This is a genomic window from Agrobacterium sp. FDAARGOS_525, assembly GCF_003938925.1.
Classification (GTDB): domain Bacteria; phylum Pseudomonadota; class Alphaproteobacteria; order Rhizobiales; family Rhizobiaceae; genus Agrobacterium; species Agrobacterium pusense.
In genome coordinates, this window is record NZ_RKIU01000008.1 from 42,643 (window position 1) to 58,205 (window position 15,563).

The following is a 15,563-nucleotide window of genomic DNA, read 5'->3' on the forward strand; positions in this document are numbered from 1 at the left end:
TTCATCACCCGCCGTGAGGTCTTCTGATGAAAGAAGATAGATCCGGTCGGCCGCGTCTTGAATGACATAGAAACGTCAATTCAGGACGCGCGCATCAATGCACCAGATCAGGGTCTTCGACGCCCTCTATCAGCTTCAGGCTGCGGCGCAGGCCCTGCGGCGGCTGGCCGAAAAAGCGTAAGAATGCTCGACGCATCCGATCGCGGTCCGCAAAGCCTGTATCGCGGGCGACGATGTCGAGGGGATGACGGCCGTCTTCAAGCATCACTTTTGCCGCCTCCAGCCGCAGGCGCTCTACGGCCTTTGCCGGCGATTGCCCCGTCTCCTCCCGAAAAAGGCGACTGAACTGGCGTGGGCTGAGGCTTGCGGCTTCCGCGAGTTCCTCCACCGTCAACGGATTTCGCAGATGCTCCTTGGCATAGACAAGCGCACGTCGCACCCGGTCCGAGCGCGGCTCCAACTCCAGTAGCGCCGAAAACTGCGACTGCCCTCCTGGCCGTCGATGATACACCACCAGTTTGCGCGCAATGGATCGCGAGAGCTCGGCCCCATGATCATCTTCGATCAGTGCCAGCGTCAGATCGATGGCGGAACTCATGCCTGCCGACGTCCAGATCGAACCGTCCTGGATGAAGATGCGGTCGTCATCGACATGGATGTTGGGGAACCGTTCCTGCAGGCTGCGCGCGTGAGCCCAGTGGGTGGTGGCGCTTTTTCCATCCAGAAGGCCGGCCTCGGCCAGCAGAAATGCGCCGGTGCAGACGCCAGCCACCCGTCGGCTTTCTCGCCCCGCACGAGCGATGTAATCCCTCAATACCGCGGAGACAGGCTTCGGAAGCAATTCGCCGACGACCATCAGCGTGTCGGGGAAGTCTGCGAGCGGCTGTGTCTCAATACCGATGCCAAGCGAGGATCGAATTGAACCACCGTTTTCGGACATGACGGTCAGCCGGTACGCCTCCGCGCCAAGGGTCTCGTTGGCGAATTCAAAAGCGCTCAACGCCGCCATGCCCATCACCTGAAACCCATTCTCCATGATGAAGCCAATGTGCCGCATGCTCGTATCCTTGTCCTGTTTTGCCGTTTGTATGTCATTTCAGCCATCATTGTCTACGGCTAATGTCCCTCCATCGAAACACGGGGTTGGACGTTCCAATCCACAGCCAAAGGAGCGAACAATGAGCAACACACACGGGACCATTCTGATAACAGGCGCATCATCCGGGATCGGCGCAGTCTATGCCGACCGCTTTGCCCGGCGCGGCCATCATCTCATTCTGGTGGCGCGCAATCTCGCCCGCTTGAAGGATGTCGCCGCCGCATTGACGGAGCGTTACGGCGTGTCGATCAGGACACTTGCCGCGGATCTCGGCACCGACGACGGCCTGGCTGCGGTGGAAAAGGTTATTGCACAGGACGACACCATCACGCATCTGGTCAACAATGCAGGTTTTGGCAGTGCCGCGCCTTTGGCGACTGCCGACATTTCCGAAATGCAGGCCATGGTGGCCATCAATGTCACGGCGCCGATGCGTCTGACCTATGCCATCGTCCCGCTCTTCAGGCAGCGCGGCAAGGGTACCATTATCAACATCTCTTCCATCGTGGCGATCGGACCAGAAATCTTGAACGGCGTCTATGGCGGCACCAAATCCTTCCTGCTGGCCTTCAGTCATTCGCTTCGCAAGGAACTGCACGAGACAGGGGTCACTGTTCAGGTCGTGCTTCCCGGCGCAACGGGAACCGAGTTCTGGGACATTGCCGGACTGCCGGCAAGCAACCTGCCGAGCGAATGGGTGATGTCGCCTGCGGATCTCGTCGACGCTGCGCTCGTCGGCCTTGATCGCGGCGAATTCGCCACCATTCCTTCCCTCATGGATGCAGCTGAATGGGACAAATGGGAAGCTGCCCGGGCAGCCATGCTTCCACATTTGTCCAGTGCCCAACCGGCAGGCAGATACTCCGCGCACGGCCGGACGGCTTGATGGGTGCCATGGAGGGGAATGGTCGTCACCGGCATCCCCCTCCCCTCCCTCCGTTAAACGATATCCGCGGCGGCGGCGCTATCCTCTGCAGCTCCACCTCGGCCAGCCGTTCGTTGAGCGCCCTTGTGATCGCGCCATAGGCATCACTGCGAGCACCAGCCGACGGGGCGCCCGCGATTGATCAACCGACGCAATCATGGCCTGAACTATATTAATCGGATCCCCGAGCGGCTGGCGGCTCGGCCATCTCGCGACCAAAGCCGCTGCTGACGCCGGTGATAAACCAGGTTCGGACCACGGGTCACATTCCCTTAAATTAGACTACGACCGGAAAGCGCCGCTCAACCGCGCTTTGAGGCAATAAAGGTTTCGGGCGATCCGTCCGCACTGTGCACGAAGACAATGTCTTTCGGATCGCGGCGGGGCGTATCGACGGAAAGGAACACGACCGGCTCCTCAAGGATGGTTGGCAGCGCATGAACCGTGCCCTTTTCGAAGAACAGGAGTTGTCCGGGCTGGAACTCGGCCTCCGTTGCAGGGTCTTCCATCCAGAAGGTGCCCCGCCCGGACAGGACGTAAAGATACTCATCGCTGCCCCGATGGTAATGCGGCGGCGTCCCCTTGTAGACGCGAAACACCCGCGAGCTTGCTGCAGGCGTATCGCGTAGATACGTGTCCACCAGCAACGTCTCCGCTGTTTGCGGAAACTCATTCATGATCGCCAGGATGTCGAAACGCGCGGATGTTGCAGTGCTTTGATCAGACATGGTGATCTTCCCTATCTTTGCTTCGCCTCTACAAGTATCCGACCACGCTCAGGCGATCGCACCGCCGCCATCAACCCGCACGTTCGACCCGGTGGCGAATGGCGTGGTCATGAGGAATAGCACCGCGTTGGCGATGTGCTCAGGCTTGCCGATGGTCTTTGCCGGCAGGTTTTCCGACACGCGAGAGAACATCGCCGCCTTGGCATCGTCGGCCATCTTCGACCACAGCGGCGTATCGATCAGTCCGGGTGACACGGTGTTGACACGCACCGGCGAAAATTCGAGCGCAAGACCACGCGCCAGACCTTCAAGCGCTGCATTGATCGCTCCTTGCAGAACCGAGGACGCGGATGGCCGTTCGCTCAGATAGCCGGAGATCAATGTCAGCGAGCCCCGCTCCGCGATGCGGGCCGCACGCGCAACCCGATAGGCACCCCAGAACTTGCTCTCCATTGCCGCCTGGGCATCGGTAAGAGCTAGCTTGCGCAGTGGACCAGTCGGCGTCTGTGCCGCTGAGACCACGACGTGGTCGAAAGCCTTCCGTGACACGAAGAAGCTCTGAAGCGACGGCTCATCCGTGGTATCCAGTACCGCGCTATCGGTCCCAGGTCCCAGCTTCTCAATGGCGGCGAGCAGTTTATCTTGTGAGCGAGAGGCAATGGTGACATGCGCGCCTGCGGCGACTGCGGCTTCGGCGACCGCAAGTCCGATACCGGAGCTGCCGCCGATCACCAGGACGCGTTGATCTTTGAGCAAAGTCATAAACCTTTTCCTTTCCTTCAAGTGTGAATTTGCGCTGTCAGGCTAGATGCTGGAGGCGTTGCAAACGCAGAGGTTCGGCAAGCAGCTCATCCAGACGCAAGGCCAGCGATTGAAACGGCGCGCCGGCGGCGTGGGCAGCGAGAGCGGCCTCATCCCGCCAGCTCTCGATCATGACCGCCATTTCCGGATTGTCGCGATCGACGTGAAGATCGTATCGTAGGCATCCATCTTCCTTGCGGACGTCAGGCACGATGGCAGCCAGTGCACTGAACAAGGCTACGCTCTTGTCCGGCTTCGCGCGCAAAAGCGCAATGAGTTCAATTTGGTCTGAGAGCTGGGCGCTCATGACGGTCATCCTTTTTCGTTGCAAGTCACTGCAAGTAGCTCAGGCGGTGAACGACTGTGAGCGATCACCGCCTCAAGATCCGGCTGCCTCAGTCGGAAAACCCTTCGAGCACCACCTTGCCCTTTGTTCGCCCACTTTCGATGGCGGCATGCGCCTTGCGCAGATTTGCGGCATTGATGGGCGACAAAATTTCAGTCGCGGTGGTCCGGATCTTGCCCTCGTCGATGAGACGAGACACCTCGTTCAACAGCCTACCCTGCTCTGCCATGTCGGCGGTCTCGAAGATCGAGCGCGTGAACATCAACTCCCAGTGGATGGATACGGCCTTCCGCTTGAAGCCGAGTACGTCGAGGCTTTCCGGATCATCGATCAGCCCGAACCGGCCCTGCGGCGCGATGAGCTCGATAATTTCTTTGAGATGGCGATGGCTTTCAGTCGTTGAGAACACAAAGGCTGGCGCGCCGATGCCGAGAGCTGCCACCTGTTCCGCGATCGGCTTGGAATGATCGATCACGTGATGGGCACCAAGCGTCTTCACCCAATCCTGGGTTTCCGGCCGCGAGGCTGTGGCAATGACGGTGACATCGGTAAGCGCTCGCACGAGCTGAATGGCGATCGAGCCGACCCCGCCGGCGCCGCCAATAATGACTATGGCGTTTGCTGCACCCGGCACCGCTTTTCGGATATCTAGCCGGTCGAACAGCATCTCCCAGGCGGTGATTGCCGTTAGCGGAAGGGCCGCGGCCTGCGCATCGGAGACCGATTTCGGCTTGGACCCAACGATACGTTCATCGACGAGGTGAAACTGGCTGTTGGCTCCGGGGCGGGTCAGAGAGCCGGCGTAAAATACCTCGTCGCCGATCTTGAAGTCCTTGGCTGTTGGTCCGGTCTCTACGACAGTGCCGACCGCATCCCAGCCGAGCACCTTCCACTGTCCGGCTTCCGGGCTGGCGCCCTTACGGACTTTCGTATCGACCGGATTAACGGAAATGGCCTTCACCTGAACGAGAATGTCCCGGCCTGCCGGAACCGGCCGGGGAAGTTCGATGTCCTGCAATGCGTCCTCGCGCTCGATAGCTCCCGGCGCCTTGTAACCGATGGCCTTCATGATGTGCTCCTTTAATGACCGACTGCGATGTCGATTGATATGGAGCTAAAATGAGCTATCATCGAAAAGACGCAATACGCACAAAACACACACGTAGTATCAAAAAGGATACTGTTATGGCCAAAGCCCGCCATTCGCGCTTCGATTGCTCTCCCGGCTGCTCGGTAGAAGCCGCCATCGGCCTCATCGACGGCAAATGGAAGTCGGTTGTGCTCTTTCACCTGCTTTCAGGGACACTGCGGTTCAACGAACTGCGCAAACACATCGTCAACGCGACCCCCCGCATGTTGACCAACCAGTTGCGCGAGCTTGAGGACGACGGCCTGATCGAACGCAAGGTTTATGCTCAAGTGCCGCCAAAGGTAGAGTACAAGCTCTCAGAGCTCGGCCGCAGCATGGAACCGATCCTGCTCGCCCTTAAATATTGGGGTGACGCCAATATCAGTCTCTATGGCAAACCACGCGGGATGGATCCGCGCGATACGATTGCCACGGAGACGCCGAGCAGTCGATCAGCGTGATGTCCTGAATTGACGTTTATGCGTCATTTCAGACATGAATTACTTGATGCAAGATCTCTCCATCGAAGCGCGGCCTTCAGCCGCTCGGTTCAAAGGAGAGACCCATGCAACTCGAAAACAACACGATCTTTATCACTGGCGGCACATCCGGCATCGGCCGCGCATTGGCGGAATCCTTCCATCGCCTTGGCAACAAGGTCATCATCGCCGGCCGCCGCAAGGCGTTGCTCGATGAGGTGACCGCCGCCAATCCGGGCATGGAAGGCATCGAGCTCGACATTGCCGATCCGGCCGATATCGATCGCGTCGCTACTCTACTGATCCGCGACTACCCGACGCTCAATGTCCTGGTCAACAATGCGGGCATCATGCCTTTTGATGATGCTGGCGCAAAGATCGATGACGCTCAGTCACGTCGGATTATCGACACGAACCTGCTTGGTCCGATCCGCCTGACTTCGGCTCTTATCGACCATCTCAAGGCTCAGTCGAAGGCCACGATCATCCATAACACGTCGGTTCTGGCCTATCTGCCGCTCGCTTCCACCGCAGTCTATTCCGCCACAAAGGCAGCGTTGCATTCTTATGCGCTATCGCAACGCTTCCAGCTGCGCGGCACCAATGTCAGCGTCCAGGAAATCGCGCCGCCGTGGGTCGATACCGACCTCGTCAAGAAGAGCGGCGATCCTCGCGCCATGCCGCTCGACATTTTCATCGAGAAGACCATGAAGGGCCTCGGCACGGAATCCGAAGAAATCTATGTCGAGGAAATCAGGGCCATCCGCGACAATCCGGGCAGCGGAGAGCACGTGCTTTTCAACGCCTTCAACGAATCTCTCGCCGCCAACCCGATCCCCGTCTGACAGGACAGGCCGACACCCGGTTGCCGAACGGGCAGCCGGGTGTCGGCTGGAGGTTATCATGCTGCAGAAACATGATCTCAAATCCGCCACTCCCGTAAACGGCGAGCATCTGGGGCAGCCCAATCCATCCATGCTGCCGGCATGGTTCCTGGCACTCGGCACTTTCGCGATCGGTACCGAAGGTTTTATGATCGCCCCATTGTTGCCGACCATCGCTTCCGATCTGGGCATGAGCCTTTCCGCGACGGCGATGCTTGTCGTCGTCTTCACTCTCGTGCTGGCGCTCAGCTCTCCTATCGGAACGGTCATCGCGGGCGGGCTGCGCCGGCGAGACACATTGCTGCTCGCCATGACGATATTCAAAGTCGGCAATCTGATTGCGGCCTTCGCGCCCGGGTTCAGCACGCTGATGTTTGCCCGTATCCTGATGGCTGTCGCCGCCGGTCTTTATGCGCCGAACGCAAACGCGCTTGCCGGCATGATCGTACCGGCAGAAAAGCGTGGGATGGCACTTGCCATCGTCAGTGGTGGCATGACCATTGCGATTGCACTTGGCCTACCGCTCGGTTCGATCACCGGTCATGCATTCGGCTGGCGCTCGACATTTCTCATGGTCGCCGCCATGGGGGCTATCGCGATCATCGGCATCCTGGCAGGCGTCGGGCGCAACGCGGGTGCTCATTTGGCCATTGCGAGCATTGCTGAGCGTGTCAGCGTCATCCGCCAGGCGCCCGTTCTGAAACTCCTCTCCGTAACGCTGTTCTGGTCGATCGGCGCCTATACAGCCTATCCCTATATCGCGCCCTATCTCTTCCAGACGCTGGGATTCGCCGACAAGGGCGTCGCCGCCACAGTCACGCTCTGGGGCATATTCGCGGCACTCGGCGTGTTCACCGGCGGCGCGTTGAACGACCGGCTCGGATCGCTCAAGGTCGCGGGCTTCTCACTTGTCGCACTCGCCCTGTCATTCACAGCTTTGGCTATAGCCACGGCACTGCCGGGCATGGCTGCCGTTTCTGTGGCACTTCTCGCCGTCGCCGGATGGGGCTTCAGTGTCTGGTCCTTTTTCCCCGCTCAGATGGCCCGTCTGATCGTTGCGGGTGGTCAGAGCCATGCTTCTATCGCACTCTCCCTCAACACGTCGACAATTATCTCGGCTTTTCCATCGGTAGCGCGATCGGCGCGGGCATTATCGCAGTGGGCGATGTTTGGATGATCGGGGCAGCGGCTGCAGTGATGGAACTGGTAGCCTTGGCTCTTGACAAGATCTGGAAGCGAAACGGAAGCTGATCCGCCGCCAGCGCCCCGTGCGAAAATCCAGCTCTTGAACGGAATCGAACCGTCGGCCCCTTACAGCGGCGAGCAACCGATCAAGAACATGGTCCATTTGCTCGAAGCCAAGGGTGTGCGGGTCTTTTCGCTCGTCGAGAACACACGAACCGTCGACGCATTTTCAGTGTGGAGAGGCACCCGGCCCTTCGTTTTTCTTAGTACGGTAAAGACGGCCGAACATGGGCGCTTTGATGCCGCCCATGAATTGGGCCATTTGGTTTTGCACCGGCATGGAGGCCCGAGCGGCAGACGAGCCGAGGAGGAGGCAAATCGGTTTGCTTCCTCCTTCTTGATGCCGTCCGCGGACGTCATAGCGCGGCTGCCACGCATTCACACATTGAATCAAATCGTCGAAGCTAAAAAGCGATGGGCAGTGTCGGTCATGGCGATGATTTATCGCCTTCATACATTGGAGATCATATCCGACTGGCAGTACCGCATGTTCTGCATCCAAGCTTCAGACCATGGATACCGGACATCGGAACCATTCGGGGTTCAACGGGAACAATCGGTCGTATGGCAAAAGGTGCTGACCGCCCTTTGGAACGAACGGATAACGAAAACGGAAATTGCTGAGCGGCTGTCAGTACCGGCGGCCGAAATAGAGAACTTGCTTTTTGGGTTAGCGGGGGCCATTTCCATGACCGCCGAGAGGAACAAGCCTCCCGAACTGCGCCTCGTGTCTCGTTCGACTTGAGCATCTACGGATACCTTGCGTCCAACGAAAGTGGCTTCAACGAGGGCACTACCGAACTAACTGGTGTCGAGCGTAAATCCTCTGACCTCGCCCGCAGCGATCATGCCTCTTATTTCATCAGCATCATATTGCGGCACTCGCTTCCCCCTCTTTAATCTTACGCTGTCGCTTCCACAGGATCATCGACTTCTGTCCGAAGTCGCTGATGTGCTGCCGCTTGCGCCTCTGTAAAAAAGCTCTTCCCGGAAATGCCGGCGCGATCGAAGAATGCCTGGTTTCTCTCCCTCGCGTCATTCAGGAGAGTGTCCCATGCGATCAACTCTATCGACCCCTTGAACCCGGAACGTGGCTGATAAAAACGACCACGACCATCCGCCGTGCGATCCCGGGAGTAGGTCCAATCGTCCATTTTTCCGACGATGTCCGCGACGATGAAGCAGTAGAAGACCGTGTCGTCCTTGAGCTTTATAGGACGGCCCCTAACGTCCAGCTTGCCCCCCTCCAGCAACCTTCGAACGTAGCGCTCGACCTGATGCTGTGGGTTTTCATCGTCAGCGTAGCCGGTACGACCTGGACGTTTGAACTCGACCAACAGAACACGGGACGGATCATCGGTTTGGCGAAGTCCATGCACATGGTCGAAGATCAGCACATCGGGACGTTCATCACTCTCGACAGCGCTCGAGAGGTTCTGGAATTCTTCATCGGAACTAAAATATTGGGCAAAGGTCAGCCGCTCATCGATGATCCAGAGGTCGTGAGATGCGGCAGGAACGACCTTTCGTGTTCCATCGCCCAACGTATTGACACGCAATGGGCAGATGAACGAATGCAGGACGACCTTCGGGCGGACGATGTATTCCGCAAGGCTTTTTTGCTCAGTCTCCTCGATAGCCTTGCTGGCAGCCTCGATTGCGCTAGCGAAGGTGTGCACATCGACGGAGGGTTCTTTCAGTCGCTCGAGCACCGTGCGAATTTTCTCAGCTTGCCTCTGGTCTCGCCGGTAGCGTTCACGGGAAAGGTGGCCGAAGATGGCGTCGTCGTTCAACTCACCGGAGGGGATCTTCTTCTGCAGTTCGTCAACGTCTCCGAAAGCCACCGACGGGTATGACTCCGCGATTGCCTTAACCCGCGTACGCTGATCGAGACGAAGAGCGGTCAGGGGCTCCGCAAGAAAGGCCTCAATATGGGGCGTGCAGACTTCGTTGACGATTCGGTCCAGGATAGCGTCCTCGAAGACGAACTTTGTGCGCTCCTGATTCACGTTTCGGTCTAGGAAGTCGCCTGTGAGGACAGCGTGGAACACTCTGTCCTCATTCGGGCCGAAGTATTTCAGGCCGAGCTTAGCGTCGATCTTGTGTGAATGCACGGTTCGGTCGTGTGCGATAAAATGAACGAAATGCGAACCTTGCAGATCGGCGCTGGCGACCTTGTCACATTCCATGAGCGTTAGCGTCAGCGGTCCGTAGTCGGCGGTCGGAATATCCTTCACCGTCGTCCTGCGATGGATGATTGAGTTGATTTCCTCTGGGTAATGCCGTGTCTCGTCGCCACAATGAACCGTTATTCTCGGTGACCGAGACCCGATGAACGTCGGCAGAAAATGCGAGGTGAAATGCTGAAATATGAAGGCTGCCCGCCCAGGAAATTTGGCACGATAACCGTTGTCACGCAGACCATCGAATTCCACCGTCATGCCTGTACCCGCGTTCCGATCCGCGACGCCTCCTTCCTCGTAATCCTCAATCTGGTCGGTCAACGACAGGACAAAACGGAAGCGCCGGCGCTTGAGGGTATCATCTTCGGTGAAGAGACTGGACACCGTGGTTCTTTCAAAGCAATCAAGCCACAGAAGTCGACCTACGCCTTTCCCACCACGAGCAATCTTATTGTCGGTGTCGGTGGTCGTGAATGCCTCGTAGTTCTTTCGGTCCAGGCCTGTTCCATTGTCCTCAACGACAATCTTAACGTGGGCCTGCTTGCGTGCAGTAACAATGTTTACGATCACCCGGCCGCTGTTGGCAACGTCGTCTCGAAAACGGTCCTGCGTGCTGTGAATTGAGTTGCTGATGGCTTCAAACAGCGGCTGCATAGCATCTGCGGTATTCGCAGGCTTCGGTAGTCGCTCGATTCTTTTGACAAGATTGCTTTGAAGCGAAGCCATCTTTTCCCCCCAGGTAGCGATACAGCTTATGCGTCTATTTGGTGATTGGGCAACGCCGTCGACTCGTCACTAACAGTATTCTTCTCATGGACTAACGATTGATGCATTGCTCCGGTAGGTTTTGCAGTCATAGTTTAGTCGGGGGCCAGTCGCATGATATCGATATTGGGACCGGAGTTAGTTCATCACCGATCAGCACGCGGTGTCGGAGCTGCATCTGGTTTCGAACATCCTATATCACCCCCCACGCCCGAAACCTCCCCCTCCCCGTCATCTCGCGCAGGCCCAGCTCCAACACAATCCGCCGCGCCCCTTGCGGCGTCACGTCAAGCGTCTTTGCCACCATCCCGGCCGACACCAATGGCTTCGCCATCACCAGCTCGACCAACTCCGGCAGTTTTGAAGACGTTCGTCTTCCCGCCAATTTGCGTTCCATCATCTGCCGAGCAAGCGCCAGCCGGTCATGCTCTTTTAGTCCGATCTCGGCTGTTGCGATCAATCCCTGCGCGATCGCCAGCAGCCGGGTTTCGCGGTTGCGATGACGGCGGCGATCGACGGGAATGGTTTTCAGGCCGAGGTTGATGGCGGCGAGGTGGCCACCTGATGTGACACCACCCTGGCGCAGGAGGGAGGCCGCCAAGAGCCGGCCCATCCAGCCGGCGTGCTGCAGCACACCGATCTCGTTCCAGGCATCCAGCGCAACGATTACCTGCAGCACCGCCGGAAACTCTTGCACCCCGCGCAGCACCACCCGCCATTCCTCCAGCCGTTCATCCTCGTCCCAGTCGAGATCGTAGACGAGAGGGTCGCGTTCCCGGCCGGCGCCCGAGCTTGGAGCGCTTTTGGCGGGACCTGGCTTCCTGGCCTGTTCGATCGTCGCCTCCGAACGCGCCAGCAGGGCATCGATGGCAGCGAGCTCGGCATCCAGGACGTCCTCGCCAGCCTCACCGTCCACGTCACTAACCTCCGCCCCCTCCCCTCCCCCATCAGCCACTTCACGCGCGGTGGGCTGGTCGGCCACGCCAGCGCCCCCATCTCCCAAAGATGCTGCAGGCCACGCCTGCCGCAGGCCGCGCAGGCCCTCTTCAGACAGAGCCCAGGCGGGTGGATGGTCGGCGATGCGCCGGCGGGTTCGTAAAACGTCGCGGGCGATGGTGAGTTCGTGGGTTGGGGTGCGGATGTCTCGGAGAGCGTCGTGGAGGACGAGGTCTTCGAGGTGGACGAGTTCGCCGTCGATCCAGAGGGATGCGCAGGCGTCGGTGAAATGTAGCCGTTCGATCCAGCCCTGCCCGACGGGGGAGCGGGCGGTGCGCTCGTCGAGACGTGCGAGAGCGCTGCTGGCGTCGGCGACGGGTTTTAGCAGTAACTGGAGCAAATCCGGTGGCAGCAGGGATTCCTGTTTCTTGTAAATCATGATTCACTTCCTTGATGACGAAGCGCCGCCTGCCCATGGCCGAGCATGCTGACACGCTGTCGCTGAAGGCGCTGCGAGAGCTCTTGACCGGTCTGGTGGAGCGGGCTGGTCGGGCAGACGCCCGGATTGAGAAGCTCGAGGCGGAAAACCAGAGGCTTCGTGAGGAAAACGAGCAGCTCAGGCTCGAAAACACCCGGCTGAAGGTCGACAACCAGCTTCTGCGCGATGAGATTGCGCGGCTGAAAAACCTGCCGCCCCGCCCGCCCTTCAGGCCTTCGTGCATGGAACGGGCAACGAGTGACAAACCGGCTTCCGGCAGCCCAGGGCCTGCGCCGCCACGCGGTCCGAAGAACGACACGAAGCGCGTGACGCGTGAAGAGGTGCTGCCTGTTAGTGTACCGGCCGGATCGCGCTTCAAGGGCTACAAGGACTGCTTCGTCCGTGACCTGGTGCTGCGGGTCGAGGTGGTCCGTTACCGGCGGGAATGCTAGGTGACGCCGGAGGGAGACACCATCATCGCGCCGCTGCCTGCGGGGATACGAGGTGGCTTTGGGCCCAATCTGCGGCGGTTTTGTCTGATGCTGCATGCGCATGGGCAGGTCACGACGCAGCGACTGACGACGTTGCTGAACGACGTCGGTGTCGAGATCTCCAAGCGCCAGGTGGTGCGTTTTCTGACGGAGCGGCTGGATGGCTTTCATGCCGAGGATGCCGCCGTGCTGCATGCGGGCCTCGTGTCTGCGCCTTACGTGACGGTCGACGACACCGGTGCCCGTCATGCCCACCGCAATTTTCATACGACGCAGATCGGCGGTGAGCATTTCACTGCCTTTCGCACGGCGCCGGCGAAGTCGCGGCTGAACTTTCTGGCCCTGCTGCGGGGCAATTATCAGGATTATGTCCTCAACGACGCCGCCTTCACCATTCTGGACGGCCGTCCGGTGGACCCCGTCCTTCTGGCACGGTTGAAGAGAAGTGGACCGCGGCGGTTTGCCAATCAGGTTCCGTTTCTCCAGCATCTGGCCGCCCATGGTATCGACATCTTCGACAAGGACATCATCCGGCCGTTTGCCGAGGCTGGCATCTGGGGCGCCATCCGCCATCATGGTCTGGTCGGCAATGCCATGATTGTCTCCGACGATGCCGGGCAGTTCCGGGTTGGCACCCATGCGCTGTGGTGGGTCCACGCCGAACGGCTGCTGCACAAGCTGATGCCGGCGACGCCACAGCAGGTGAAACAGGTCGAAACCCTGCGGGATCTTATCTGGCACTTCTACAAGGCTCTGAAAGCGTATCGACGAAGGCCTGATCCCCGTGCAGCTCAAGGCCTTCGGGCCCGGTTCGACCGGATTTTCTCCATCCGCACCGGGTATGGCGAGCTCGACAAGCTGCTGGTTCGGCTCAGGCGCCGCAAGCCAGAACTGCTGCGGGTTCTGGAGCGGCCCGAGATCCCGCTCCACACCAATGCGTCGGAAAGAGATCTTCGCGGCTTTGTTATCAAGCGCAAGATTTCCGGGGGGACGGTCAGCCGCAACGGGCGGCAGGCGCGCGACAGCATGCTGGGCCTGATGAAGACCTGCCAGAAGCTCGGCCTTTCGTTCTGGCACTATCTCGGCGATCGGCTGGGGAGCTGCACATCGCACCCAGCCATTCCCCCACTGGCCACCATGGTCGTTGCCAGCCCCTGAGCGCATCACCGACGTTCTGGCTTCAGGAAGGACACGACCTTGCCGTCGTCGGACTGGATCTGATTGATGGTGTCGAGCACGTGGGTGCCGGTGAGCTTCAGCAGCGTCGGCGATACATTCCATTGCCGGTCATCATCGGCATGCACCGTCACCGTCTTCTTATTCCGACGGATGACGACACCACGGACTTGGACCCCGCCAGGACCTTCGAACGTGACGCCACTTCCGACCCGGATATCCTGAAGGGCTGCAGCGGTTCGCTGATGATGCAGGAATTGCAGACGCTCGACGATGCGGGCGTTGAGTTCGATGAGGGTCGCCTCGTCCAGGCTGTCAATATCGATCTGCCGCAAGCGCTCCGCCCTCCTCTCCTAATCCTTAATTTCACCATGCCAACGGCCACACGTGGAGGCAACGACTGACTACTGTCCAAGCACTGCCACCCGATCTGCCCCGCTTACTTTCAGCAGGGTGTGAATGGGCAGTTTCGCGAGATCGTAAGCCATTGTTTTTATGGTAAACGATCTCTTAAACGAAAGCTAGTTGTCCTCTAAGGTTCCTCACATGGCATAAAGAAGCTCGCGGTGGCTCACCGCCGATAAGTATCTCTTATCGGCGGTGATTGATTTCGAGTCGCAAATCAGAAAAAGTGGTGGCAATGGACGGCCGCAGCGCCGCCTGGAAGCACTGTTTCGGAGCCGCCTTTGTCACCCTCCAGTCAAAAGTCACCCGTCGATCGTCGCGCCGAGGAACTCGACACGATTGCCGCGGTGCTGCCGATGGAGCGGCGCGACGAACTGGCCGAACTGCTGACCGATCAGGATATCCAAACCCTGAAGCATCTGGTCAACGAGGGCATGGGCGAAAACACACTTCGCGCCCTGACCTCCGATCTCGCCTATCTGCAGGCGTGGTCGCTGGCAGCGACGAAGCACCCACTGACCTGGCCTGCCCCGGAAGCGCTGTTGCTGAAGTTTGTCGCGCATCATCTTTGGGATCCGGAAAAGAAAAAGTCCGATCCCGATCACGGGATGCCGGAAGCCGTTTCTGAGATCCTCCGCGCGCAAGGATTTTTGCGCACCGCCGGTCCGCATGCGCCCGACACGGTGCGCCGACGGCTAGCATCCTGGTCTACGCTGACGAAATGGCGCGGGCTGTCCGGCGCCTTCGCCTCCCCTGCCCTCAAATCTGCCATTCGTCTTGCAGTGCGTGCCACGCCGCGCCCGCGTAGAAGAAAAAGCGCCAAGGCGGTCACCGGCGACGTGTTGGCAAAAATGCTAGCGACCTGCGCTACGGAAAGCCTACGGGACGTCAGGGACCGGGCGATCCTCATGGTCGCGTTTGCCTCCGGCGGCCGTCGGCGTAGCGAGATTGCCGGATTGCGTGTCGAGCAGATCACCGTCGAGCCGCCGATCGAGACCGAAACCGGACCTCACCTCCCCTCTCGCGCCATCCATCTCGGCCGCACCAAAACCTCCGGCGCCGATCACGACGAGGTCGTCTATCTCACCGGCCGGCCGGTCGAGGCGCTTGATGCCTGGATCGCATTGGCAAAAATTGACAGTGGCAGCGTGTTCCGAAAGGTCGATCGCTGGGGCAATGTGTCGAAGCGGGCGTTAGAGGCAGGCGCGGTCAATGCGATTGTCAAGCAGCGGGCGGAGATGGCCGGGTTGGACAGTGAGGAGTTTTCGGCGCACGGGCTGCGATCCGGATACCTAACGGAAGCCGCCAATCTCGGAATTCCACTGCAAGAAGCCATGGATCAATCACGCCATCGATCTGTGCAGCAGGCGTCTAGTTACTATAACAGTGCGACACGGCGAAATGGACGTGCAGCTCGTATACTCTAACCGAGCCCGCGCGATAATCGTAGCCAATGCCTAACTTGCTGCGTCGCGGCCAGAGGAAATCAGACG

At 59.3% G+C, this 15,563-nt stretch carries 14 protein-coding genes and 1 pseudogene; 7 read left to right on the forward strand and 8 right to left on the reverse strand.

Annotated features, from left to right (window positions below; genetic code table 11):
- Positions 1-94: 94 nt before the first annotated feature.
- Positions 95-1,057 carry a GlxA family transcriptional regulator gene (locus EGT36_RS29605; protein WP_080823616.1) on the reverse strand — a complete coding sequence of 321 codons (963 nt, stop codon included), beginning with the start codon at positions 1,055-1,057 and terminating at the stop codon, positions 95-97.
- Between the two features lie 121 nt (positions 1,058-1,178).
- On the opposite strand from EGT36_RS29605, the gene EGT36_RS29610 reads away from it, so the two are divergent.
- Positions 1,179-1,985, forward strand: coding sequence for an SDR family NAD(P)-dependent oxidoreductase (locus EGT36_RS29610; protein WP_080823618.1), 807 nt, complete (start codon positions 1,179-1,181; stop codon positions 1,983-1,985).
- A 341-nt stretch (positions 1,986-2,326) separates the two neighbouring features.
- On the opposite strand, the gene EGT36_RS29615 is transcribed toward EGT36_RS29610, so the two are convergent.
- From EGT36_RS29615 to EGT36_RS29630, 4 genes are all read right to left on the reverse strand, one after another.
- A complete protein-coding gene (locus tag EGT36_RS29615) occupies positions 2,327-2,752 on the reverse strand; it encodes a cupin domain-containing protein (protein WP_080823620.1) in 426 nt (141 codons plus the stop codon).
- A gap of 48 nt (positions 2,753-2,800) precedes the next feature.
- Entirely contained in the window at positions 2,801-3,514 is a 714-nt protein-coding gene (locus tag EGT36_RS29620) for an SDR family oxidoreductase (protein WP_080823622.1), read from the reverse strand.
- Between the two features lie 37 nt (positions 3,515-3,551).
- Positions 3,552-3,860, reverse strand: a complete 309-nt coding sequence (locus tag EGT36_RS29625; RefSeq protein WP_080823850.1) for a putative quinol monooxygenase — start codon at positions 3,858-3,860, stop codon at positions 3,552-3,554.
- A gap of 88 nt (positions 3,861-3,948) precedes the next feature.
- Positions 3,949-4,968 carry a zinc-binding alcohol dehydrogenase family protein gene (locus EGT36_RS29630; RefSeq protein ID WP_080823624.1) on the reverse strand — a complete coding sequence of 340 codons (1,020 nt, stop codon included), beginning with the start codon at positions 4,966-4,968 and terminating at the stop codon, positions 3,949-3,951.
- 116 nt (positions 4,969-5,084) lie between these two features.
- On the opposite strand from EGT36_RS29630, the gene EGT36_RS29635 reads away from it, so the two are divergent.
- From EGT36_RS29635 to EGT36_RS29650, 4 genes are all read left to right on the forward strand, one after another.
- Positions 5,085-5,489, forward strand: a complete 405-nt coding sequence (locus EGT36_RS29635; RefSeq protein WP_125271722.1) for a winged helix-turn-helix transcriptional regulator — start codon at positions 5,085-5,087, stop codon at positions 5,487-5,489.
- Positions 5,490-5,593: 104 nt separating this feature from the next.
- Positions 5,594-6,352, forward strand: coding sequence for an SDR family oxidoreductase (locus EGT36_RS29640; protein WP_080823627.1), 759 nt, complete (start codon positions 5,594-5,596; stop codon positions 6,350-6,352).
- 58 nt (positions 6,353-6,410) lie between these two features.
- Complete coding sequence (locus EGT36_RS29645; protein ID WP_286084383.1) at positions 6,411-7,568, forward strand: MFS transporter; 1,158 nt, start codon at positions 6,411-6,413, stop codon at positions 7,566-7,568.
- A gap of 108 nt (positions 7,569-7,676) precedes the next feature.
- Positions 7,677-8,381 (forward strand): ImmA/IrrE family metallo-endopeptidase, encoded by a 705-nt coding sequence (locus EGT36_RS29650; RefSeq protein WP_210211253.1) that lies wholly within the window; start codon positions 7,677-7,679, stop codon positions 8,379-8,381.
- A 157-nt stretch (positions 8,382-8,538) separates the two neighbouring features.
- On the opposite strand, the gene EGT36_RS29655 is transcribed toward EGT36_RS29650, so the two are convergent.
- Together EGT36_RS29655 and EGT36_RS29660 are read right to left on the reverse strand one after the other, a co-directional pair.
- The gene (locus EGT36_RS29655) at positions 8,539-10,545 is read right to left on the reverse strand and encodes an ATP-binding protein (RefSeq protein ID WP_080823660.1); all 2,007 of its coding nucleotides are present in this window, start codon (positions 10,543-10,545) and stop codon (positions 8,539-8,541) included.
- Between the two features lie 232 nt (positions 10,546-10,777).
- Entirely contained in the window at positions 10,778-11,959 is a 1,182-nt protein-coding gene (locus EGT36_RS29660) for an RHE_PE00001 family protein (RefSeq protein ID WP_080823662.1), read from the reverse strand.
- 14 nt (positions 11,960-11,973) lie between these two features.
- Between EGT36_RS29660 and EGT36_RS29670 the strand changes: the two are divergent.
- Positions 11,974-13,647 (forward strand): annotated as a pseudogene (locus tag EGT36_RS29670) (IS66 family transposase).
- A gap of 5 nt (positions 13,648-13,652) precedes the next feature.
- On the opposite strand, the gene EGT36_RS29675 reads toward EGT36_RS29670, so the two are convergent.
- The gene (locus EGT36_RS29675) at positions 13,653-14,000 is read right to left on the reverse strand and encodes a hypothetical protein (RefSeq protein WP_125271724.1); all 348 of its coding nucleotides are present in this window, start codon (positions 13,998-14,000) and stop codon (positions 13,653-13,655) included.
- A gap of 426 nt (positions 14,001-14,426) precedes the next feature.
- On the opposite strand from EGT36_RS29675, the gene EGT36_RS29680 reads away from it, so the two are divergent.
- Complete coding sequence (locus EGT36_RS29680; RefSeq protein ID WP_172965757.1) at positions 14,427-15,497, forward strand: site-specific integrase; 1,071 nt, start codon at positions 14,427-14,429, stop codon at positions 15,495-15,497.
- Positions 15,498-15,563: the final 66 nt, after the last annotated feature.

What these genes read in the sequence shown, in the direction of transcription:
- EGT36_RS29605 (WP_080823616.1), bottom strand. Translation starts at nt 1,057, where the DNA reads ATGCGGCACATTGGCTTCATCATGGAGAATGGGTTTCAGGTGATGGGC.
- EGT36_RS29610 (WP_080823618.1), top strand. Translation starts at nt 1,179, where the DNA reads ATGAGCAACACACACGGGACCATTCTGATAACAGGCGCATCATCCGGG.
- EGT36_RS29615 (WP_080823620.1), bottom strand. Translation starts at nt 2,752, where the DNA reads ATGTCTGATCAAAGCACTGCAACATCCGCGCGTTTCGACATCCTGGCG.
- EGT36_RS29620 (WP_080823622.1), bottom strand. Translation starts at nt 3,514, where the DNA reads ATGACTTTGCTCAAAGATCAACGCGTCCTGGTGATCGGCGGCAGCTCC.
- EGT36_RS29625 (WP_080823850.1), bottom strand. Translation starts at nt 3,860, where the DNA reads ATGAGCGCCCAGCTCTCAGACCAAATTGAACTCATTGCGCTTTTGCGC.
- EGT36_RS29630 (WP_080823624.1), bottom strand. Translation starts at nt 4,968, where the DNA reads ATGAAGGCCATCGGTTACAAGGCGCCGGGAGCTATCGAGCGCGAGGAC.
- EGT36_RS29635 (WP_125271722.1), top strand. Translation starts at nt 5,085, where the DNA reads ATGGCCAAAGCCCGCCATTCGCGCTTCGATTGCTCTCCCGGCTGCTCG.
- EGT36_RS29640 (WP_080823627.1), top strand. Translation starts at nt 5,594, where the DNA reads ATGCAACTCGAAAACAACACGATCTTTATCACTGGCGGCACATCCGGC.
- EGT36_RS29645 (WP_286084383.1), top strand. Translation starts at nt 6,411, where the DNA reads ATGCTGCAGAAACATGATCTCAAATCCGCCACTCCCGTAAACGGCGAG.
- EGT36_RS29655 (WP_080823660.1), bottom strand. Translation starts at nt 10,545, where the DNA reads ATGGCTTCGCTTCAAAGCAATCTTGTCAAAAGAATCGAGCGACTACCG.
- EGT36_RS29660 (WP_080823662.1), bottom strand. Translation starts at nt 11,959, where the DNA reads ATGATTTACAAGAAACAGGAATCCCTGCTGCCACCGGATTTGCTCCAG.
- EGT36_RS29680 (WP_172965757.1), top strand. Translation starts at nt 14,427, where the DNA reads ATGGAGCGGCGCGACGAACTGGCCGAACTGCTGACCGATCAGGATATC.